Annotated in this window: 17 protein-coding genes; 11 read left to right on the top strand and 6 right to left on the bottom strand. The window is 54.1% G+C overall.

Going from position 1 to position 20,705, the window contains the following annotated elements; genetic code table 11:
- Position 1 precedes the first annotated feature (1 nt).
- On the top strand, positions 2-4,417 hold the full coding sequence (locus NHAL_RS04460) for a pilus assembly protein (protein WP_013031975.1): 4,416 nt from the start codon (positions 2-4) through the stop codon (positions 4,415-4,417).
- A gap of 26 nt (positions 4,418-4,443) precedes the next feature.
- Positions 4,444-4,929 (top strand): type IV pilin protein, encoded by a 486-nt coding sequence (locus tag NHAL_RS04455; RefSeq protein ID WP_013031974.1) that lies wholly within the window; start codon positions 4,444-4,446, stop codon positions 4,927-4,929.
- Between the two features lie 117 nt (positions 4,930-5,046).
- Here NHAL_RS04455 and lspA read toward each other — a convergent pair whose 3' ends face one another.
- The 3 genes from lspA to ileS all read right to left on the bottom strand — a co-directional run bounded on the left by lspA (position 5,047) and on the right by ileS (position 8,992).
- Positions 5,047-5,511 (bottom strand): signal peptidase II, encoded by a 465-nt coding sequence (gene lspA, locus NHAL_RS04450; RefSeq protein ID WP_041355406.1) that lies wholly within the window; start codon positions 5,509-5,511, stop codon positions 5,047-5,049.
- Between the two features lie 19 nt (positions 5,512-5,530).
- On the bottom strand, positions 5,531-5,995 hold the full coding sequence (locus NHAL_RS04445; protein WP_013031972.1) for a Uma2 family endonuclease: 465 nt from the start codon (positions 5,993-5,995) through the stop codon (positions 5,531-5,533).
- A gap of 174 nt (positions 5,996-6,169) precedes the next feature.
- Positions 6,170-8,992: an isoleucine--tRNA ligase gene (gene ileS / locus NHAL_RS04440; RefSeq protein WP_013031971.1), complete on the bottom strand. Its 2,823-nt coding sequence runs from the start codon at positions 8,990-8,992 to the stop codon at positions 6,170-6,172.
- Positions 8,993-9,161: 169 nt separating this feature from the next.
- On the opposite strand from ileS, the gene NHAL_RS04435 reads away from it, so the two are divergent.
- Entirely contained in the window at positions 9,162-9,659 is a 498-nt protein-coding gene (locus NHAL_RS04435) for a hypothetical protein (RefSeq protein WP_013031970.1), read from the top strand.
- A 55-nt stretch (positions 9,660-9,714) separates the two neighbouring features.
- Here the strand turns inward: NHAL_RS04435 and NHAL_RS21760 are convergent, their stop codons facing one another.
- From NHAL_RS21760 to NHAL_RS21750, 3 genes are all read right to left on the bottom strand, one after another.
- Positions 9,715-9,915 (bottom strand): transposase, encoded by a 201-nt coding sequence (locus tag NHAL_RS21760; protein WP_238985441.1) that lies wholly within the window; start codon positions 9,913-9,915, stop codon positions 9,715-9,717.
- The gene (locus tag NHAL_RS21755; RefSeq protein WP_238985440.1) at positions 9,843-10,331 is read right to left on the bottom strand and encodes an RNA-guided endonuclease InsQ/TnpB family protein; all 489 of its coding nucleotides are present in this window, start codon (positions 10,329-10,331) and stop codon (positions 9,843-9,845) included. Before NHAL_RS21755 ends, NHAL_RS21760 begins: the two co-directional genes overlap by 73 nt.
- Before the next feature lie 82 nt (positions 10,332-10,413).
- On the bottom strand, positions 10,414-10,527 hold the full coding sequence (locus tag NHAL_RS21750) for a helix-turn-helix domain-containing protein (protein ID WP_238985393.1): 114 nt from the start codon (positions 10,525-10,527) through the stop codon (positions 10,414-10,416).
- A 235-nt stretch (positions 10,528-10,762) separates the two neighbouring features.
- On the opposite strand from NHAL_RS21750, the gene sfsA reads away from it, so the two are divergent.
- The 8 genes from sfsA to NHAL_RS04390 all read left to right on the top strand — a co-directional run bounded on the left by sfsA (position 10,763) and on the right by NHAL_RS04390 (position 20,694).
- Positions 10,763-11,467, top strand: coding sequence for a DNA/RNA nuclease SfsA (sfsA, locus tag NHAL_RS04425; RefSeq protein WP_013031968.1), 705 nt, complete (start codon positions 10,763-10,765; stop codon positions 11,465-11,467).
- A gap of 236 nt (positions 11,468-11,703) precedes the next feature.
- Complete coding sequence (locus NHAL_RS21470; RefSeq protein ID WP_013031967.1) at positions 11,704-11,880, top strand: type II toxin-antitoxin system antitoxin; 177 nt, start codon at positions 11,704-11,706, stop codon at positions 11,878-11,880.
- Between the two features lie 28 nt (positions 11,881-11,908).
- On the top strand, positions 11,909-13,468 hold the full coding sequence (locus tag NHAL_RS04420) for a class I SAM-dependent DNA methyltransferase (RefSeq protein ID WP_013031966.1): 1,560 nt from the start codon (positions 11,909-11,911) through the stop codon (positions 13,466-13,468).
- A complete protein-coding gene (locus NHAL_RS20150; protein ID WP_013031965.1) occupies positions 13,465-15,102 on the top strand; it encodes a restriction endonuclease subunit S in 1,638 nt (545 codons plus the stop codon). The genes NHAL_RS04420 and NHAL_RS20150 overlap by 4 nt, the downstream gene beginning before the upstream one ends.
- Position 15,103: 1 nt before the next feature.
- Positions 15,104-16,117: a hypothetical protein gene (locus NHAL_RS04405; protein ID WP_013031964.1), complete on the top strand. Its 1,014-nt coding sequence runs from the start codon at positions 15,104-15,106 to the stop codon at positions 16,115-16,117.
- 17 nt (positions 16,118-16,134) lie between these two features.
- Positions 16,135-16,845 carry a DUF3800 domain-containing protein gene (locus tag NHAL_RS04400; protein ID WP_013031963.1) on the top strand — a complete coding sequence of 237 codons (711 nt, stop codon included), beginning with the start codon at positions 16,135-16,137 and terminating at the stop codon, positions 16,843-16,845.
- Positions 16,842-17,315 (top strand): hypothetical protein, encoded by a 474-nt coding sequence (locus tag NHAL_RS21465; protein ID WP_013031962.1) that lies wholly within the window; start codon positions 16,842-16,844, stop codon positions 17,313-17,315. The genes NHAL_RS04400 and NHAL_RS21465 overlap by 4 nt, the downstream gene beginning before the upstream one ends.
- A 175-nt stretch (positions 17,316-17,490) precedes the next feature.
- Positions 17,491-20,694 (top strand): type I restriction endonuclease subunit R, encoded by a 3,204-nt coding sequence (locus NHAL_RS04390; RefSeq protein ID WP_013031961.1) that lies wholly within the window; start codon positions 17,491-17,493, stop codon positions 20,692-20,694.
- The last annotated feature ends 11 nt before the right edge of the window (positions 20,695-20,705 follow it).

The following is a 20,705-nucleotide window of genomic DNA, read 5'->3' as shown; positions in this document are numbered from 1 at the left end:
CATGAATCAACAATCACAGATGGAAAAGCCTCGGCTTAAAATTACCGCCTATTCCCTAGCCACTGTAGTCACTCTGGGTTATTTCAGTCCTGCCCAAGGCGCTGATCTGGACCTCAGTGTCTCACCGCTTTTTCTCACTGACAATGCCTCTCCACTAACCATGTTGGTGATGGGGAAAGATCATAAGCTTTACTACGAAGCTTATAACGATGCTTCTGATCTTAATGGGGATGGCACCATTGAAATTGGCTATAAACCCACGCTTATCGATTACTACGGCTATTTCGATTCTTACAAGTGCTACCTCTATGATAGCGGCGACAACCGCTTTGAACCCAGCGCCGCCACCAGTGACAAGACCTGCTCCAGTGCTTGGAGCGGGGATTTTCTCAACTATCTCACCACTTCTCGCATGGATGCCCTCCGGAAAGTGTTCTATGGCGGACACCGGGACATCGACACGGCCTCGGAGACGGTCCTAGCTGGGGCCTTCATTCCTCAAGACGCCCATAGCTGGGGCAAACAGTACACCAGTACTGCCGTGGATGGTTATGATCTCAGTCAATACGCCCCACTAGCCTTACCCACCTCGGGAAATCGGCACCTGTTTGCGGTGACCAGTCTTGCTGATGGGAATATACCCGTGCTGCGGTTGCTCCAGAACCAATCAAGCCCCATCTGGGAGTGGGTCAGTAAAGAACGGCCTGTAGCTGACACCTCTTTGGGCACGCCAACGGATTATTCCATCCGAGTATTGGCCTGCGCCTCCTCCTTGCTAGAAGAAAATTGCCAACAGTACGGTTCCTCATCATATAAACCCACCGGCTTACTGCAAAAATACGGCGAAAACGACAGCATGTATTTTGGCTTGCTCACTGGCTCCTATGCCAAAAACACTTCCGGCGGGGTGTTAAGAAAAAATATGGGGAGCATTACCGATGAGATCGATTCTAATACTGGCGCCTTTACCTCCACCAGCGGGATCATCAAAACCATCGATAACCTCAGGATCATTCAGTTTGACTATGGGGACCATGAGTATAGCCCCGGCTGGCCAGACGCCTGGATTAGTACCCGCCCCATTAATGAAGGGGAACAACCTAATTGGGGCAATCCCATCGCTGAAATGATGTACGAAGGATTGCGCTATTTTGCTGGCAAAGCCTCCCCCACTCCCGATTATTGGACGAATACCTCACCAGATACCGATCTGGGGCTGCCCGCCGCTAGCTGGGATGATCCTTACACGGACACCAATTTCCCGGCTTGTTCAAAACCTTTCCAAATTGTCATTAGCGATATCAATCCTTCCTACGACACGGATCAAATCCCAGGGAATTACTTTTCCAGCTTCAGCGGGGATGTTTCCGGTCTCAACAGCCAAACCCTCGCGGACACCATCTCCAGCCATGAACCAGGAGTGGCCGGGAGCCATTTTATTGGCCAATCAGGCACAGACGCTGATGGCGCCCCCTCGGCGAAAAATGTCACCAGCCTAGGGAATATCCGCGGCTTATCCCCGGAAGAGCCCACCAAGCTAGGGGGCTACTACGCCGCCAGCGTGGCTTACTTTGGCCATACTAATGATCTCCATTCCGCTGATGGGGAACAAAAAATGAGCACCTTCGGGGTCGCCTTGGCCTCGCCTTTACCGAAAATCGAGATCCCGGTCAACAACCAAACCCTGACCCTGGTCCCCTTCGCCAAGTCAGTGGGCACCACTAGCGGTTGCGAAGTCAGTGACATCAGCAGCGCCGAGGGGGACTTCCAGCCCACCGATCAAATTGTGGATTTTTATGCCGAGACAGTGACTTCCACTTACGGCAAATTCCGCATCAACTACGAGGATGTAGAACAAGGGGCCGATCATGACATGGATGTGATTGTGGAATATGAATACCAGGTCAATAGCGATGGCACCGTGAGTATTACCCTAAACTCCACCTACTCCGCCGGCTGCGTCATCCAGCATATAGGGTACGTGATCTCTGGCACCACCGCCGACGGCACCTACTTAGAGGTCAGGGATGATGATACCCCTGTTGCGGAAGATCCCGATTACTTCCTCGACACACCCCCTGGAGCGACCCCTGGCAACGGCTGGCAAGATAGTGCTGCCCTCCCCCTAACCACGACCCGCACTTTCACACCGGGAACCAGCAGCGCCGCCACCTTATTGAAGGATCCCCTGTGGTACGCCTCCAAATGGGGCAGTTTCAATGACCGGAACAAAGACAACATCCCCCAAGGAACCGAATGGGACATTAACAGTGACAATATCCCTGATAATTATTTTTTGGTCACCAATGCCCTGAAACTGGAAGATCAATTGACCAAGGCCTTTGATGAAATTATCGAGCAAACTTCTTCTAACTCTTCGGTGGCCTTAAATACCGGCTCCATCAGCACCGATAGCCATCTTTACCAAGCCCGCTTCAACAGCGGCACTTGGACCGGGCAACTGCTGGACTTTCCCATTAACAGCGATGGCAGCTTGGACACCAAAAACTGGGAGGCGGCGGAGCTATTGGATGAGGTTTCAAACAACAATCGAAAAATCGTCACCTACAAACCCTCTACCAGTAGCGGAATTCCCTTCCGTTGGCCCACGGACCCCACCTCCCCCGCCAGTTCCGAGATGGATGTCGTCCAATCCACGGCCCTGGATACCGATCCCGCCACTGGCACCGCCGATGGTCGAGGCAGTGAACGTCTTGATTACATTAGGGGTACCGAAGTTTCCGGCTTTCGCGAACGGGTTCATAAGCTCGGCGATATTGTCCATTCTTCGCCTGTATACGTGGGCACAGCCCCTCAATTCCGCTATCCCGATACATTGGAAACAGCGAATTACTCTACATTCAAGAGTACAACGAGCCGGGAGGCCATGGTCTATGTAGGAGCCAATGACGGCATGCTCCACGCTTTCGATGCCACCACCGGCGAAGAACGCTTTGCCTATGTCCCTAATGCTGTCCTGGAAAACCTCAATCAACTCAGCGATCCCAATTACAACCACCGCTACTATGTGGATGGGACCCCCACCGTGGTGGACGCCTTCTTCGGTAGTGATTGGCACACCGTGCTTGCCGGAGGACTTCGGGGGGGAGGTCAAGGCATCTTCGCCTTGGATATCACCACCGCCCCTAGTACCACCACAAGCGAGAGCACCATCGCTTCCAAGGTGCTTTGGGAATTCACCGACGCCGATGATCCCGATCTCGGCTATACCTTTAGCGAGCCGAACATCGTGCGCATGAACAACGGCAAATGGGCGGTGGTTTTTGGCAATGGCTATAACAACACCGAAAACGATGGCAACGGGAGCCTCACTGGTAATGCGGTACTTTTCATCGTAGATGCGGAAACCGGCACGCTGATTAAGAAAATCGATACGCTGGTGGGGAAAGCCCTTGACCCTACCCTCCAGAATCGGCCCAATGGATTAGCCACCGTGGCCCCTGTGGATGTAAATGGGGATTTTATCGTCGACTACATCTATGGGGGGGACCTCTTCGGTAATCTATGGAAATTTGATGTCACCAGCAGCAATGCCAGTTCCTGGGACATCTCCTTTAAGAGCGGCAGCACCCTATTCCCCCTGTTTACCGCCAAGGCCGCTGACAACAGCTACCAACCCATTACCACCCGCCCCCAAGTGGGTCACCATCCCACGGAACCCAATACCTTTATGGTTTATTTTGGTACCGGGAAATATCTCGAAACCAATGACGACAGCCAGAGTGGTCAAACCACCCAGACTTTCTATGGCATCTGGGATAAAAATGAATCCAGCCTCACTTCCTTTAACCGTTCCAACCTGCTACAGCAGGAGATTACCCAGGAGGTTGCCCAGGCCTTTGATACCGACGGGAATGGATCCGCTGACACCACCTTCGAGTTCCGAGTCACCACGGGAAATACTATTGATTGGTCCACCCACAAGGGCTGGTATATGGATTTGGTGAACACCGAGAACAACAACACCAACAACTATGGTGAAAAGCAAGTTAGTGATTCCTTGCTACGCAACGGCCGTATTATTTTCACCACCCTGATCCCTTCCGATGAACTTTGCGACTTTGGTGGCACCGGTTGGCTCATGGAGCTGGATGCGACCAACGGCGGACACTTGTCCTTTGCTCCCTTTGATCTCAATCATGACGGAATTTTTGATAATGCCGACTACATCAACGTGGGCGATACCAATGGCGATAGCAACGATGACTATGCGCCTCCCGGCGGCAAAAAATCGAAGGTAGGCATTATCCCCACCCCGGGCGTTATCTCCGGTCCAGGGACAAATCCGAGACAGGAGTTCAAATATACCAGTGGTTCGACTGGCAATATTGAAGTCACCCGTGAAAATGCCGGGCCCGGCTATGCGGGCCGCATATCCTGGATCCAACTGCGCTAGAAATTCTGTAAGACATGGGAAGCCACATGAAAATAGACAGTCAAGAGAAGACTATTGAACCGCGACGAAAACAACGGGGCTTTACTTTAATAGAGGTCATGATCGTGGTCGCAATCGTCGCTATCCTGGCCAGTGTCGCCTTTCCTAGTTATCAGGAAAGCATGCGAAAAAGCCGACGAGGCGATGCCCAAGGGGCATTGATAGCTTTTGCCGCCGCCATGGAGCGCCATTTCACGGAAAACAATACCTATGAGGGTGCCGCCAGCGGGGGAGGCGATACGGGGACTCCCGCCATCTTCGCCACCGAGGCACCTCTCGATGGGGCGGACAAGTTCTACGACTTGACCATTGTAAATCCTACTAATGCGACGACTTACACCTTACGGGCAACTCCCAAAAACGCCCAGGCAGGCAATGGCTTCCTGGAACTGACCAGTACCGGCGTCCGGAGATGGGATGAAAACAATAATGGCACAATTGGGACTGGCGAAGATGATTGGAAAAAGGGCTAGGATTTAGCCCGGATAATCCATGAGATCACCACAAAGACACGAAGAGCACAGAGAAATCAAAAGGTCTAAATCTTAATCCACCCACATCACTCACGAGATTGAGTAACCTGCTTTACCTCAGGGGGCTGGCTTGCCAAATACGCTTTGTATAATGAGCAGCGCGGCGCCCACGGTAATGGCAGAATCGGCAATATTAAAGGCGGGCCAGTGCCAACCTTGATAATATAAATCGATAAAATCAATAACATGACCATGCCAGAGCCGGTCAATCACATTACCTAAAGCTCCGCCAAGAATCAGCGCTACAGCCACCGCTTCCCACAGGGCGTTTGACCCTAGCCGGTACAGCCAAAAAACCAACCCTATGCTCACAGTGAGCGCCAGCCCCACAAAGAACCACCGCTGCCAGCCACCGGCATCGGCAAGAAAACTAAAAGCCGCGCCGGTATTGTAAGCCAAAGTAAAATTAAAAAAAGGTAATACCGGAACCGGCTCATAGAGCTGTAATTGATGTTCCGCCAGATATTTGGTCCCTTGATCCAGCAGGATTATCAACATGGAGAGCCACAACCATTTCAGCATCAATTTACCCATTATAAACTTATAAGATTATCCGGAAATCCAAAAGTGAGCGCTCGCGCTCACCCTGAGAATCGAAATAGCGGACTTCTCCCCTCTCACTGACCAGCCAGACTTCCTTCGCTCCCCGTTGAAAATAGAGGGCCATTTTATCCTTCATCTCCTGATGACTATTGCTGGGGGATAATATTTCCACACACACTTCAGGGGCCTCACTATAAGGCGTCTCAAACCCATGGGCAGTCATAAACTTATCCGAACACCAAGCCACATCCGCCACTTTGACCCCTTTCTCCGTATCAATAGCACACTCGCTAATCACTTCCCCATCTGGTACGTTTTGCCGGAGCATATAACTAATTTTACTCTGCAAATAGCCGTGCCTATTGGAGGCCGGAGTCATCACAATTTTCCCGTATTCATTCAATTCAATTTTATAGGGCAGCTCCCGCAGGGACTTATCTTGTAGTACCTCTGACCACCGCATTGTCTGATCCCCCGGCTAGGTCGTGTTTTAAATGGGGAGAATTTAGCAAATTAATGGAGGCTAACCCATCTGTTTCGGGCAATGACCTTGCTGGAAACGGCCTCAAGGCCTTCTAGGCGGCGCTAACAAATAGCCCGTAGGCCGGATTAAGCGTCGCGTATCCGGCAAAAAATACTAAGCAAAAACCCGCTGTTCCCCCACACCCTCGATGTTCTCCACACAACGGCCGCACAATTCAGGGTGATTCCCATGGCTTCCTACATCCTCGCGGTGATGCCAACAACGTATGCACTTGGGATAACTGGACGGAGTCACCACCGTCCACAAGCCCGGCATTTCAGTCTCTAGGGCATCAGAGGGGCGTTTTTGGGCCGGATGCACACGGGCATAGGAAGTAATTAATACGAAACGGAGTTCATCGCCAATCTCCATGAGGGTGTGGTATAAGGCCTCTTCGGCATAAAGGTCCACTTCCGCGTCCAGGGAAGAACCAATCCGCCCTTCCACCCGGACCCGCTCCAACTCCTTGGCAATGGCTTCCCGCACGGCCAACACCACATCCCAAAAAGTACGACCCAAGGGCGCCTCCTCTTCCAAGGGGGGCAGCCCTTGATACCAGGTGGTCAGAAACACCGATTCGCCCCGCTCACCGGGAAGATGATGCCAAATCTCATCGGCGGTAAAACTCAATACCGGAGCGACCCAGCGCACCAGGGCCTCGGCAATATGGTACATGGCGGTCTGGGCCGAACGCCGGGCGCGGCTGTCCGCTTGGGTCGTATATTGGCGATCTTTGATGATATCGAGATAAATCGCCCCCAAATCTACGGCACAAAAATTGTGTACCCGTTGATAGATAAGATGGAAGTTATAATCCTCGTAAGCCTGGAGAATCTCCTCTTGGAGCAAGAAGGCCCGATCCATGGCCCAGCGGTCCAGGGCCAGCATATTTTCCACCGGCACCCCATGGGCGGCGGGGTCAAAGCCATTCAAGTTAGCCAACAGATAACGGGCGGTATTGCGCATGCGGCGATAAGAATCGGCAATGCGCTTTAAGATTTCATCCGAGACGCTCATCTCGCCCCGATAGTCGGTAGCCGCTACCCACAGGCGAAGGATGTCCGCGCCCAGACTTCCCATCACCTGTTGCGGAACCACCACATTACCCCGGGACTTCGACATCTTCCGGCCCTCGGCATCCACGGTAAAACCGTGGGTCAACACCGTCCGGTAAGGCGCCGTACCCCGCATCGCCACCGAGGTCAACAGGGAGGATTGGAACCAGCCCCGGTGCTGATCCGAGCCCTCCAGGTAGAGATCCGCCGGCACGCCTAGCTCCTCTCTTGTCGCCAGAACACAGGCATGAGTCACCCCGGAATCAAACCAAACATCCAGGGTATCGCCGACCTTCTCATACTCCGGGGCCTTGCTGCCCAGCAGCTCGCTCGGCTCCAGCTCAAACCAGGCATCCACCCCCTTCTCTTCTACCCGCCGAGCCACTTCTTCTATGAGCCGAGGGGTCTCGGGGTGCAACTCACCGCTTTGGCAATGAACAAACAAAGGGATGGGGGTTCCCCAAGCCCGTTGGCGGGAAATACACCAGTCTGGCCGGTTTTCCACCATGCCCTCAATCCGTTGCTGTCCCCAGCCGGGGAGCCAACGGGTTTTTTTGATTTCTTCAAGGGCCGCGCCACGCAGACCTTGCCGATCCATACTGATGAACCACTGGGGCGTTGCCCGAAAAATGATAGGGGTTTTATGGCGCCAACAATGGGGATAGCTGTGCTGAAGGCGCTGCTCACAGAGCAGGGCCCCTCGCTCCTTGAGGACCTGAATAATATGCTCGTTGGCTTTAAATACCGGTTCACCCGCAAACAAGGGAGTCTCGGGCAAAAAGCGGCCATCTCCTCCCACTGGATTGTCTACGGGCAATCGGTAACGGCTGCCCACCACATAATCGTCCTGGCCATGGCCGGGCGCCGTATGAACGGCTCCCGTACCCGCTTCCAAATTGACATGTTCCCCCAGGATAACTGGTACCGTCCGCTCATAAAACGGATGTTGCAATTTCAACCCTTCCAGATCATCCCCCTGGCAAGTGGCCAAAACTACCGAGGACTCCACGCCATAGCGGGCCAGTACCTCCCGGTATAACCCTTCAGCCAGAAGCAAACGTTCCTGGCCCTGACCGGCGTCGCACTCCACCAAAACATATTTCAAAGCGGGGTGTAAGGCGACGGCCTGATTGGCCGGTAGCGTCCAGGGGGTGGTGGTCCAAATCACCACACTCATGGGGCCGGCACCGGGGCTTTCCACTTCGCAGCGGGCAAGTAACTCCGCCTCCTCCGCCACTGGGAAACGGACATCAATCGCCGGTGAAGTTTTCTCTTGATACTCGACTTCCGCCTCCGCCAAGGCGGAACCACAATCCACGCACCAGTGGACCGGTTTTACCCCCTTATGGAGATGTCCTTTCTCAATAATTTTCCCTAAAGCGCGGATAATATCCGCCTCAAACCGGTAATTCATGGTGAGATAGGGATGGGGCCAATCCCCCAACACCCCTAAACGCTCGAAGTCCTGACGCTGGGTATTGACCTGCTCCCGGGCATAATCCCGACAGGCTTGGCGGAAACCTGCCGCATCGATTTTCCGCCCCGGTTTACCGACCTTTTTCTCCACGTTCAACTCAATAGGCAGACCATGGCAATCCCAACCAGGCACATAGGGGGCATCAAATCCACTCAAGGACTTGGATTTGACGATAATGTCTTTCAATATTTTATTGACGGCATGGCCAATATGAATAGCGCCATTGGCGTAGGGAGGACCGTCATGGAGGATAAAGCGGGGTCGATCCCGTGCTGCTTCCCGCAATTTCCCGTAAAGATCCATTTCTTGCCAGCGCTTGAGAAGATCGGGTTCGCGCTTGGCTAGATTGGCCTTCATGGGAAAAGCGGTCTTGGGGAGATTGAGAGTCTCTTTGTATTTCGCCACGTTTAATCTCTAACCATTCATTTTTTACTGGAGATAGTTTTTAACTGATTATACCGGCGTTATCACGCCTCGCCCATGAGATGGGAACCCGATCCTGCTTATTCCCTCCAAAATAGTAATGGACTGCAACCAGAATCATCCCTTAGACAAACCCTAGAATACCCTTATCATGTCCCCACAACCTTTGTCATGGCTTCTGGTCCTGCTCCTGGTGACCATCAACCTCGATAACATTAATGCCGAGGTTTTAAGCTTACCTACCCCTCCCCGTGGGATACAGAGCCTCGGCCTGGAAATTAGCGGGATTCACCGAGACTATCAGCGTTATGGCTTAAAGAAAGCAACACTGACCGAGCAGGTGACGCAACAATTACAAGCGGCGGGATTTAATCTAGCGCCGGTTGAAGCAACGCGAGATTCCCCTACCGCCGCCTTGCTGCAAGTAGACCTGAACCTAGTACGGGCCTATTCGGGTTACCCCTACGCCATCACAGTCAAGCTGATCCAAAAAATCCAATTAGCCGGTCCCCAAGGCCACTTTATCCCGGTGACGACCTGGTCCACAAGCCGCACCGGCTTCCTGAGAAGCATAGAGCTACATTATCTCCAGGATTACACCGCTGACTTAATCCAGCAGTTTATAGAGGCCGCGCAAGTTCACCGCTGAAGGCTTATTTTCCGCTCATAAAAGCCTAGGATAATCGCTGAAAACCTAGCCTTATTCACACCGTCAACACCGACGCCGCTAGAGCGGTCTTACTCGACTCTGGTGTGCGTTTAACGTCTGGCTTGAGCGTGTCCCGACGGTACTGATTTAAATTGATCGCGGCATTGAGATCGCGGTCTATGGTCAATCCGCAATCACACGCCAACGCTCTATCTGCCAGCGTGATGTCATGAATTTGGCCGCAACCTGAGCACATCTTGCTGGAGGGAAAAACCTATGATTGGCTGGAATAACCTCACCGTCCGAGGTCACGGCCAGTGATTGAATACCGAAATCAACGCCCACAGAAGGTGCTCTCTTTTGGCTATAGTCTTTGTAGTGCTCAGTGTCCACCAAAATAGAGGCGAAGTATTTTCCCGCTCGCTTGCTGATAGTCACTTGCTTAGGCGTTCCCTCAAAGCGCAACCGCTGGCGCATTGGGATAAGAGTGCTCAGCTTTTCGATTCTCAGCTTGCGGCCCCTGACCTCAAATTTAGTCCGCTCACGTAGGGCAAAACTATCATTCACGTCCTTTTTCTTGAAACTAGGAAAACCGGGCTTCTCTCCCTTCTTCACCCGACTAAAAAAGTGCTTGAAGGCATGCTCTAGGTCATCAATGGCGTTGCGCGTCACTCGGCTTGAAATTTCCTCATACCAAGGGTGTTCGGGCCGGATAACCTGGATATAGTGCTGATAGGCAGACGATTGGCTCCATTTATTTTCGCTCCAGCAATTTATTATAGCAATGGCGCTTAGACCCGCACGCCTTATCTAAGTACGTGGCCTGGCTCACGGTGGGCCTTAACTCAATCTTGTGCGCTAGGAGCATCTTGGTAAGATAATGTCCGTCAAAAATAATCAGTTTATACGCCTATCATAAAACAAAATGAAGCGCACAAGCATTTGTAATCCTGAAGAACTCATAAACTGGCTCAAAGCCATATCGCAAGGGTGGACGCTTACAGCAATGGTTAGGGAAGCGTTCATCTTTTTCCTTGAGCACCATGAGAAAAAATTAAATTTTGGCAGGTTTTCATAGATTACAGCTAACTGTTACCTACCCCATGAATTTTGACCAGAAATTACTTCCCGGGATATTGTGCCGGCGCTATCAGCGGTTTTTTGCTGAAGTGGAACTTAACAGCGGCGAACAGATCACCGCCCACTGCCCCAATACAGGCTCCATGCGGGGATTAGTCGAACCGGGCCTTGGGGTCTATGTTTCCCAGTCCACCAATCCCCGGCGCAAGCTAGCCTACACTTTGGAGTTGGTAAATGCTCACACCAGTTTGGTGGGGGTGCATACGGGCCGCGCCAATGCTTTGGCAAAAGAAGCCATTACCGCAGGCTCCATAGCTCGCCTCTTAGGCTATGGGAAAGTCCGCCAGGAAGTCCGCTACAGCCAAAATTCCCGGATTGATCTCCTCTTGGAAGACCCTACTACCCAGCGATGCTGCTACGTGGAAGTCAAAAGCGTCACCCTCAGGGAGGGACCGGCGGCTTGCTTCCCCGATGCCGTCACCACCCGTGGCGCTAAGCACTTGGATGACCTGATCGCCACCGTCCGCCTTCCCCACCAGCGCGCGGTCATGTTTTACCTTGTACAACGGGAGGATTGCCAATACTTTACCCCCGCCGATGACATCGATCCCACCTATGGCGCCAAACTTCGTTCCGCGGTTGAACAAGGAGTGGAAATGCTCGCCTACGCCTGCCGGGTCTCCCCCCAGGGCATTCAGGTCATCCAACCGTTACCCATACGATTATAGTGGCCGGCAGACCCAGGCCCATTGCCTGCTGCCTTCCTCCGAACAAAGGCATGTTATTCCCGCGCAGGCGGGAATTCAGCGAAAGTTTTGAAGGGTTGTTTTTTCGGCACTCATCCCAGCCTCTTCGTGCTGCTTCTCCGTGTTGCTCAAAGCCGTTCTCATCCAAAAGCGTCCAGTGTATCCAGTGTAGTATATCCGCAGTACATTCGAAAGCTACTCTGAAGGTGGGACATCTGATGACAAAAACCAAATCCATGACCTTGACCGTCCGTATCCATCCGGCCGTCAAGGAGGGGCTGCGAACCGTTGCCGAACAGGAGCGGCGCAGCCTGGCGAACATGATCGAGGTGATGATCCGCGATTATTGCGGTCGCCACGGCGTTGCCCTGGATAAGAAACCCACGTCCCGCTGAGCGGAAATTAAGAAGGAATCATCGACCCATGGCCAAGACCGCCGACAAAACCCCGAAAAAAACTGAGGAACCCCTGCAAAAGAGCCTCTGGAAGAGCGCCGACAGGCTGCGCAAGAACATGGACGCCGCCGAGTACAAGCACGTCGTCCTCGGCCTGATCTTCCTCAAGTACATCTCCGATGCCTTCGAAGAGCTGCACGCCAAATTATCCGAAGGGTTGGGCGAATACGCCGGGGCCGACCCGGAGGATGCCGACGAGTACCGTGCCGAAAACGTCTTCTTTGTCCCCGAGGGCGCTCGCTGGTCCTATCTCCAGGCTCGCGCCAAACTGCCTGGGATCGGCAAGGATGTGGACGAGGCCATGGAAGCCATCGAGAAGGAGAACCCTACCCTGAAAGGCGTGCTGCCCAAGCAGTACGCCCGCCAGAACCTGGACAAGGCCAGCCTGGGAGCGCTGATCGATCTGCTCGGCAAGATCGGCCTGGGCGACGCCACCGCCCGCAGCCGGGACATCCTCGGCCGGGTCTATGAATATTTTCTCGGCGAATTCGCCGCCGCCGAGGGCAAGAAGGGCGGCCAGTTCTACACCCCGGCGGCCATCGTCAAGCTGCTGGTCAACATGCTGGAGCCCTACAAAGGAAGGGTCTACGACCCCTGCTGCGGCTCCGGCGGCATGTTCGTCCAGTCCGAGAAGTTCGTCGAGGTCCACCAGGGGCGCATCGACGACATCTCCATCTACGGCCAGGAATCCAACCAAACCACCTACCGCCTCTGCCGTATGAACCTGGCCATTCGCGGTATCGACGGCTCCAATGTGCGCTGGAACGGCGAAGGCAGCTTCCTCAACGACGCCCATAAGGACATGAAGGCCGAGTACATCATCGCCAACCCACCTTTCAACGACTCCGATTGGTCCGGCGAGCTGCTGCGCGACGACCCCCGCTGGCAGTTCGGCGTGCCCCCCGTGGGCAACGCCAACTTTGCCTGGATGCAGCACATGATCTACCACCTTGCCCCCAACGGCACCCTGGGGCTGGTGCTCGCCAACGGCTCGCTCTCCTCCAACAGCGGCGGCGAGGGGGAGATCCGCAAGGCCATTATCGAGGCCAAGCTGGTGGACTGCATCGTCGCCCTGCCGGACAAGCTCTTTTACAACACGGGCATTCCCGCCTGCCTCTGGTTCATCTCCCACGACCGGCGCAACCACAATTTCCGCAACCGCGAGGACGAAATCCTTTTCATCGATGCTCGCAACCTGGGCCAGATGATTACCCGGCGTAACCGGGACTTCTCCGATGAAGACATCGCCCGCATCGCCGACACCTACCACGCTTGGCGTAACAAGGACGGCGGTTATGAGGACGTTAAGGGCTTCTGCAAGGCTGCGACCTTGGAGGACGTTCGCAAGCACAAGCACGTGCTGACGCCGGGGCGCTATGTAGGCATACCCGACGAGGAGGACGACGGCGTGCCGTTTGAGGAGAAGATGACTAAGCTCACCGAAGAACTGGCCGCGCAGATGGCGCAGGGCCAGGCGCTGGATGCTCGGATTCGGGAAAATCTGGCGAAGGTGGGGTTTGGGGTATGAGTGATTGGAGGCCGGTAATTCTTGGTTCGTTACTCGAAATTAAGCACGGGTATGCATTCCCCGGAAAAGAAATAACTACTAAAGAAACCAATGACGTATTGGTAACGCCAGGCAATTTTGAGATCGGCGGTGGCTTCAAGGCGTCGAAACTTAAATACTTCGAAGGTGAAGTGCCAGAAGAATATGTTTTGGCCGAGGGTGATTTAATTGTAACTATGACGGACTTGAGTCGTGATGGAGATACGCTCGGATATTCAGCATTAGTACCAAAATTCGATGGAAAGCGTCTGCTTCACAACCAGAGAATCGGCTTGGTGTTAGTCAAGTCCGATGAGGTTTCTTCTGCCTTTCTTCATTGGCTGATGCGCTCAAGGGAATATCGATTCTACGTGCTTGGAAGTGCAACAGGATCAACTGTTAGGCATACCTCACCTGAGCGCATTAAGCAAATCGAGCTTGAGATTCCTAGCGATCCAAAAGAACAAGAGGCCATCGCCGAAATCCTCTCTTCCCTCGACGAAAAGATCGAACTCAACCGCAAGCAGAACCGCACCCTGGAGGCCATCGCCCAGGCGCTGTTCAAACGCTGGTTCGTGGAGTTCGAGTTCCCTGCCTGCCTTTCAGCCCAATGGCTGAAAGGCGCAGGTAAACCCAACGATTCCCTCATGCAATATGGCTACAAATCTTTTGGCGGCTTGCCTGCGCCGCAGTCCGGCCTTTTCTTCGTCTATGTATTGGAATGCGAAAATGGCGCGATGTCTATCGGCCAAACCCGAAACCTGCTCAAACGATGGCATGAACACGTGAGCGGAGAGGGGGCACGATATACCAAAGGCAATAAGCCGGTCCGCTTCCTCCATTGGGAACAGTACGAGTCGAGAGAATTAGCGGTTGAGCGCGAGCAATGGCTTAAGACTGGGTTTGGCCGTAAGTGGCTTCAGCGCGAACACGCCGCAGGCCAGACAAGGCAGGCAGGCGGCGCGATGCAACCCTCCGAACTGGGGGAGATTCCGGTGGGGTGGCGTGTCGGCAAGCTTGAAGAACTGATCGACGAACTTGAGACAGGAAGCCGGCCAAAGGGCGGGGTCGGCCAATTTTTTGAAGGGGTGCCCAGCATCGGGGCTGAAAGCATCACACGTATCGGCGAGTACGATTATTCAAAAACCAAGTTTGTGCCGAAGGAATACTTCGAGAAGATGCGCCGAGGAATCATTAAGGACCGGGACGTTTTGATCTACAAAGACGGTGGTCAGCCGGGACGTTTCGATGCACGAATCAGTATGTTTGGCGGTGGTTTCCCATATGAAACAGCCTGCCTCAATGAACATGTATTTCGGCTTCAGGCAAAGAAACCGACTTATCAGAATTACCTCTACCTTTGGCTTAGCAGCTATCCCGTTATTGAGGAGCTGCGTTTCCGTGGAGCCAAGGCCGCAATCCCCGGTATCAACTCAGGCGATATCAAGGAGTTGGATTTCCTGTTTATGGATGAGGAAGTGTTGGAGAAATTCGACGAGGTTATCGAGCCTCTTTTCTCGAAACTGTTGCAAAACAGCCGCGAAATGGCTGTTTTGGGCAAATTGCGCGACACCCTCCTCCCCAAACTGATGTCCGGCGAACTGCGGGTGGCATAACATGGACTTCAACGACAACCCCGAATTCAACGATTGGCTGGACGAAACCTATCCAAGGGTCGAAATTGGCGAGTACTCGGAGACGCCCAGCGTGGTGCTGTTCGAGATGGACCCGAAGGCATACATCGACCAGCTGGATGCCTGGAAAAATCAGCAGATCGAAGAATTCCCGGAGGTCGTCGTTAACGAGTTCCCCGCGCCCATTGCCCACTACCTGCACCAGACCCTGCACGGATTCGACGACGCCAACCACCGGCTGCAACTGCTCCGGACCACGTGGGAGTCGGTGATCTTCACGCTATACAGCCTGGCCGTCGGTGAGGTGCTCTATCGAAACGTTGGCCTGTCCGGTCTCCAGGTGGGCGGGCAACCACTCTCCTACAACCGCGTGATGTCGGAGCGACTAGCGGATAAGCTCGGGTTTGTCGATGCGGTGATCAAGCAAGATGTCGGTGTTAGCTGCCTGGTGATATCCGACATCGTCAGCGAAGAGGCTATCGAGGGGTTGCGGCAACTCAACCAGGAGCGCAACTCCATTCAACACATCGCCGCGCTCAATGCGTCTCAGTCGGAAGAGCGGTTCGGGCAATTGTTTCCTAAAGTGAAGGCGATTCTCTATGAGCTGCGAGGACTGCGGAATGTTTCGTTCATCCAGTACCGCAAGAGCGAGCCAACGCCAAAGGATCTGAAGTGCCGCAAGTTTGACGGCCATACACTGGCGCGCATGAATTACCCGCTATGCCTGACCGATACGCAGTTCGCCAACATCGGCGCCAAGCTCACGGCTAACCGCCTCTATGCGGAGCTGGGAGAGGATATCTTTTGCGTTTCGCCATTCGCCCATGTGGTCGACGAGAATCACCAGACCTATCTCTGCTTCTATAAGAAAAAACTCAATGCCAGATCATTCCGTTTCGAGCGGGTCGGCACACTCGCTCAGGAATTCGATCTGGATGGAGACCAGTTCCAGGATGTCAGAAATGCAATAGAAGGAGTGTTGCAGAATGCGGTTTAGAGCTATAGGGCGGTGACATGAGAGAAACTTATAACATTTATTGTGATGAATCCTGCCATCTTGAAAACGATCATCAACTCGTAATGCTGCTGGGCGCGATATGGTGCCCGCGGGATGAAGTTGTTCGGTTGTCAAGGGAAATGCAGGACATGAAGTCGCGACACAAGGCGGCGGGTGAATTGAAATGGACCAAAGTCTCAATGGCGAGGCTGGATTTTTATCTAGAGCTTGTCGATTGGTTTTTGGCGGAGACACCCCTGCATTTTCGCAGCTTGGTGGTGCTGCACAAGGAGCGGTTAAACCACGTGATTTTCAACGAGGGCTCTCACGACGATTTCTATTACAAGATGTATTTCTCATTGCTCAGCAAGATCCTGAGTCCAGATCAGTGCTACAACGTCTATTTGGACATCAAGGATACCCGTAGCCGCTTGAAAATGAGCAAACTAAGGGAAGTGCTGTGCAACGACAAATACGACTTTACCAGCCAGATGATCGGGCACTTACAGAATATTCGTTCCCATGAATCCTATTTGCTCCAGATTTGTGACTTTCTGCTTGGCGCGGTTTCTTATCGGCACCGAGGGCTAGCGGGTAACGCGGCAAAGGTAACGATTATCAATTATCTGGAAGAGCGACTTGGGCGCGCGCTACTGCATTCAACACCGTTACGTGAAGAGAAGTTCAATTTGTTTCTGTTCACGCCGCGGGAGGGGTGGCGGACATGAGTCACCCGGAATGGCTGCCGGAACTCTTTCCGGTGAATCCCTGGCGACACGATACCTACGAAGCGCTGTACCATCTCTTTGAGCGAGACTTCAAGGCGTCTCAGCCAGTGTATGAGGGGCAGACGGTTTGGTTCTTCCCTGAGACGGAGGACGGGAAGGAGAAGATATTCTGGCATCTGACATCGCGGGGCGATAAGGAAGCCGGGGATCGACTGCCCGATTTTCGCCGAAGTGAGCGGTTACCCTGGACGCGGCCAATGCTGGACCATCCGGAAAAGCCGGAGGTGCTTGCCTGGGACCATGAAGAAGGCGATGGGACGGTCAAGACCTATGTCTGGCTGGAGAATTACGACTTTGTCGTAATCATGAAGAAGTATCCGGATGGGCGGCGGCGCCTGATTACCTCGTTTTGGGTGGAATACGGAAACACCAAGCGAAAACTACGAAAGAAATATGACCGCAGAATCTGACGCCCAAAATAAGAAAGGCCAACGCGGAGCGTCGGCCCAACTCCTTCCACCATGGGTGGATGAGATAATCATAGTATGGGCGCGATGAGACAAGATTTCAAGAGCCACTTCAGGTCAGAACCGCGCCAAGAAGCACAGTGAATATAGAAAGTAATTGTAATCACAAGGGGTTATCGTGTCGGACAAGTTGACGGAATCGGCCATTGAGAACCTGGCTATTGAGCTGCTGGCCAATCAGGGCTACCAATACCTCCACGGTGCCGATCTGGCCCCTGATGCGCCCAACCCTGGGCGCCCCTCGTTCGGCGATGAGTTCCTAGTGGGCCGGTTGCAGGATGCGGTCGCACGGCTAAATCCGACGATCCCGCCGGACGCTCAGGAGCAGGCAATCAAGGAAATCTTGCGCTTGGCCGTGGAGACCGGCTCGACTAGGGAGCTGTTGGCGGCTAATGAAGCTTTTCATAGGCTCCTGACCAATGGCGTGGAGGTGGAGTTTCAGCACGAAGGGCGGACCAAGGGCGACAAGGTCTGGCTAGTGGACTTCGCCAATCCGGCGGCGAACGATTGCCTGGTAGTGAATCAGTTCACCGTCACCACCAAGTCCGGCCACGGGCACGTCAACAAGCGGCCCGACCTGGTGCTGTTCATCAACGGCCTGCCCCTGGTGGTGGTCGAGTTGAAAAATGCCGCCAGCGAGAATGCCACCGTACGTTCTGCCTATGAACAACTCCAGACCTACAAGCATGCTATCCCCAGTCTGTTCTTGGCCAATGGGCTGTTGGTCGCTTCCGACGGGCTGGAGGCGCGCATGGGGTCACTTTCCGCTGGCTTCAGCCGCTTCATGGCCTGGAAGACGACGGATGGAAAGAAGGAGGCGTCGCACCGGGTCGGGCAGTTGGAGACTCTGATTCAGGATGTATTGAAGCCCGCCACCTTACTGGAGTTGATCCGCCACTTTACGGTGTTCGAGAAGTCCCGTCGGGAAGACCCCAAGACGGGGCTGACAACGGTGGAGACGGTGAAGAAGACTGCCGCTTATCACCAGTTCTACGCGGTGAAGAAGGCGGTGGAATCGACCCTGCACGCTACCGGTACGGACGGCAGCCGCAAGGGCGGGGTGGTGTGGCATACGCAGGGCAGCGGCAAGTCGCTCTCCATGGTCTTCTATGCGGGCAAGCTGGTGCTGGCATTGGACAACCCGACCATCGTGGTGCTGACTGATCGCAACGATCTGGACGACCAGCTCTTCGATACCTTCGCCGCCAGTCGCCAATTACTGCGTCAGGAGCCAGTGCAGGCAGAAAATCGGGACGACCTGCGCGACAAGCTCAAGGTGGCCTCGGGGGGAGTTATCTTCACCACCATGCAGAAGTTCTCGCCGAAGAATGGCGAGGCGATCTATCCGCTACTTTCCGACCGCCGCAATATCGTGGTGATCGCCGACGAGGCCCACCGCAGCCAGTATGGGTTCAAGGCCAAGGAGGTGGACATCAAGGATGCGGATGACAACATCGTCGGCAAGAAGACCGCTTACGGCTTCGCCAAGTATCTGCGCGACGCATTGCCCAATGCCACCTTTATTGGTTTTACCGGCACCCCGGTGGAACTGGACGACAAGAATACTCCGGCCGTTTTCGGCGATTATGTGGACGTCTATGACATCGCTCAGGCAGTGGAGGATGGCGCGACAGTACGCATCTACTATGAGAGCCGATTGGCCAAAGTACGGTTAAAGGAAAAAGAGAAAGAGGCTCTGGATCAGCGTTTCGACCAGGTCATGGAAGATGCTGCAGATTATGAAACGGGGTTCAGCGATGAGGACGAGTTGAGCGAGAAAGCCAAGGCTAAATGGACACAGCTAGAGGCCATTGTGGGCAATCGGCAACGGGTGGAGAACGTGGCCCGCGATCTGGTGGCGCACTTTGAAGAGCGGCAGAAGATATTCGACGGCAAAGGACTAATCATCGCCATGAGCAGGCGCATCTGCGTCGAACTCTACGACGCCATCGTTACGCTACGCCTTGGGTGGCATAGCGACGACGATGCCCAGGGTGCCATCAAGGTGATCATGACCGGTTCCAGTGCCGACCCGCAGGCGATGCAGCCGCACATCCGCAGCAAGGAGGCGCGGAAGGCGATTGGGGAGCGTTTGAAGGACCCGGGCGATCCGCTGAAGCTGGTTATTGTGCGGGATATGTGGCTGACCGGCTTCGATGCGCCCTGCCTGCATACCCTCTACGTGGACAAGCCGATGAAGGGACACAACCTGATGCAGGCCATCGCGCGCGTGAACCGGGTCTATAAGGACAAGCCGGGGGGGCTGGTGGTGGACTACATCGGGATCGCCTCCGACCTGAAGCGGGTGCTAGCGATCTATACCGAGAGCGGCGGCAAGGGCCAGCCTACGCTGGATATTGATGATGCCGTCCGCGCCATGCAGGAAAAATTCGAGGTCGTCCAACAGATGCTGGCGGGATTTGACTACCGCCGCTACTTCGGGGCAAACACCTCAGGCAAGCTGACGATCATCCTGGAGGCAGAGGAGTACGTTCTTGCTCTAGAGGACGGCAAGGCGCGTTTCTCGAAGGAGGTCGACTTGCTGGCGAAGGCGTTTGCGCTCTCCGTGCCGGATGAACGGGCCATGGCCATCAAAGACGAGCTCGCCTTTTTCCAGGCGGTGAAGGCGCGGCTGGCCAAGTTTGAGCGCGGCGAAGGCAAGAGCAAGGAAGAGCTGGATTCGGCTATTCGGCAGTTGGTAGACGAGGCGGTCGTCTCCGATCAGGTGGTGGACATCTTCGATGCGGCGGGGATCAAAAAGCCGGATATTTCCATTCTCTCCGATGAGTTCATGGCGGAAATCAAAGGGATGCAGCATCGGAATCTGGCGCTGGAACTGCTGAGGAAAATTCTCAACGATGAGATTCGCGTTCGCTCCAAAAAGAATCTGGTGCAGAGCAGGGCATTGTCCGAAATGCTGGAGAGTGCCATCAAGCGCTATCAGAACAACCTGCTGTCGGCCGCCGGGATCATCGAAGAGCTGATCGAACTGGCCAGGGAGATCAAGGAGGCGGATCGACGAGGCGAAAAACTGGGGCTAACGGAGGATGAGCTGGCCTTCTATGACGCCCTTGAAGTGAATGACAGCGCAGTACAGGTGCTTGGCGATAACCAGTTGCGCGAGATCGCACGGAAGTTGGTGGAGAAAGTAAAGCAGAACGCTACCATCGACTGGACGGTAAAGGAGAGCGTACGCTCCAAGTTGAAGGTGATCGTCAAGCGGATTCTACGCAAGTATGGCTACCCGCCAGACAAGCAGGCGACCGCAACCGAGACAATTCTGAAGCAGGCGGAGTTGTTGGCCGAGAGCTGGGCTGTATAACGTGTAATTGA

The organism is Nitrosococcus halophilus Nc 4 (assembly GCF_000024725.1).
GTDB classification, from domain to species: domain Bacteria; phylum Pseudomonadota; class Gammaproteobacteria; order Nitrosococcales; family Nitrosococcaceae; genus Nitrosococcus; species Nitrosococcus halophilus.
This window is presented reverse-complemented; position numbering and strand designations above follow the sequence as displayed.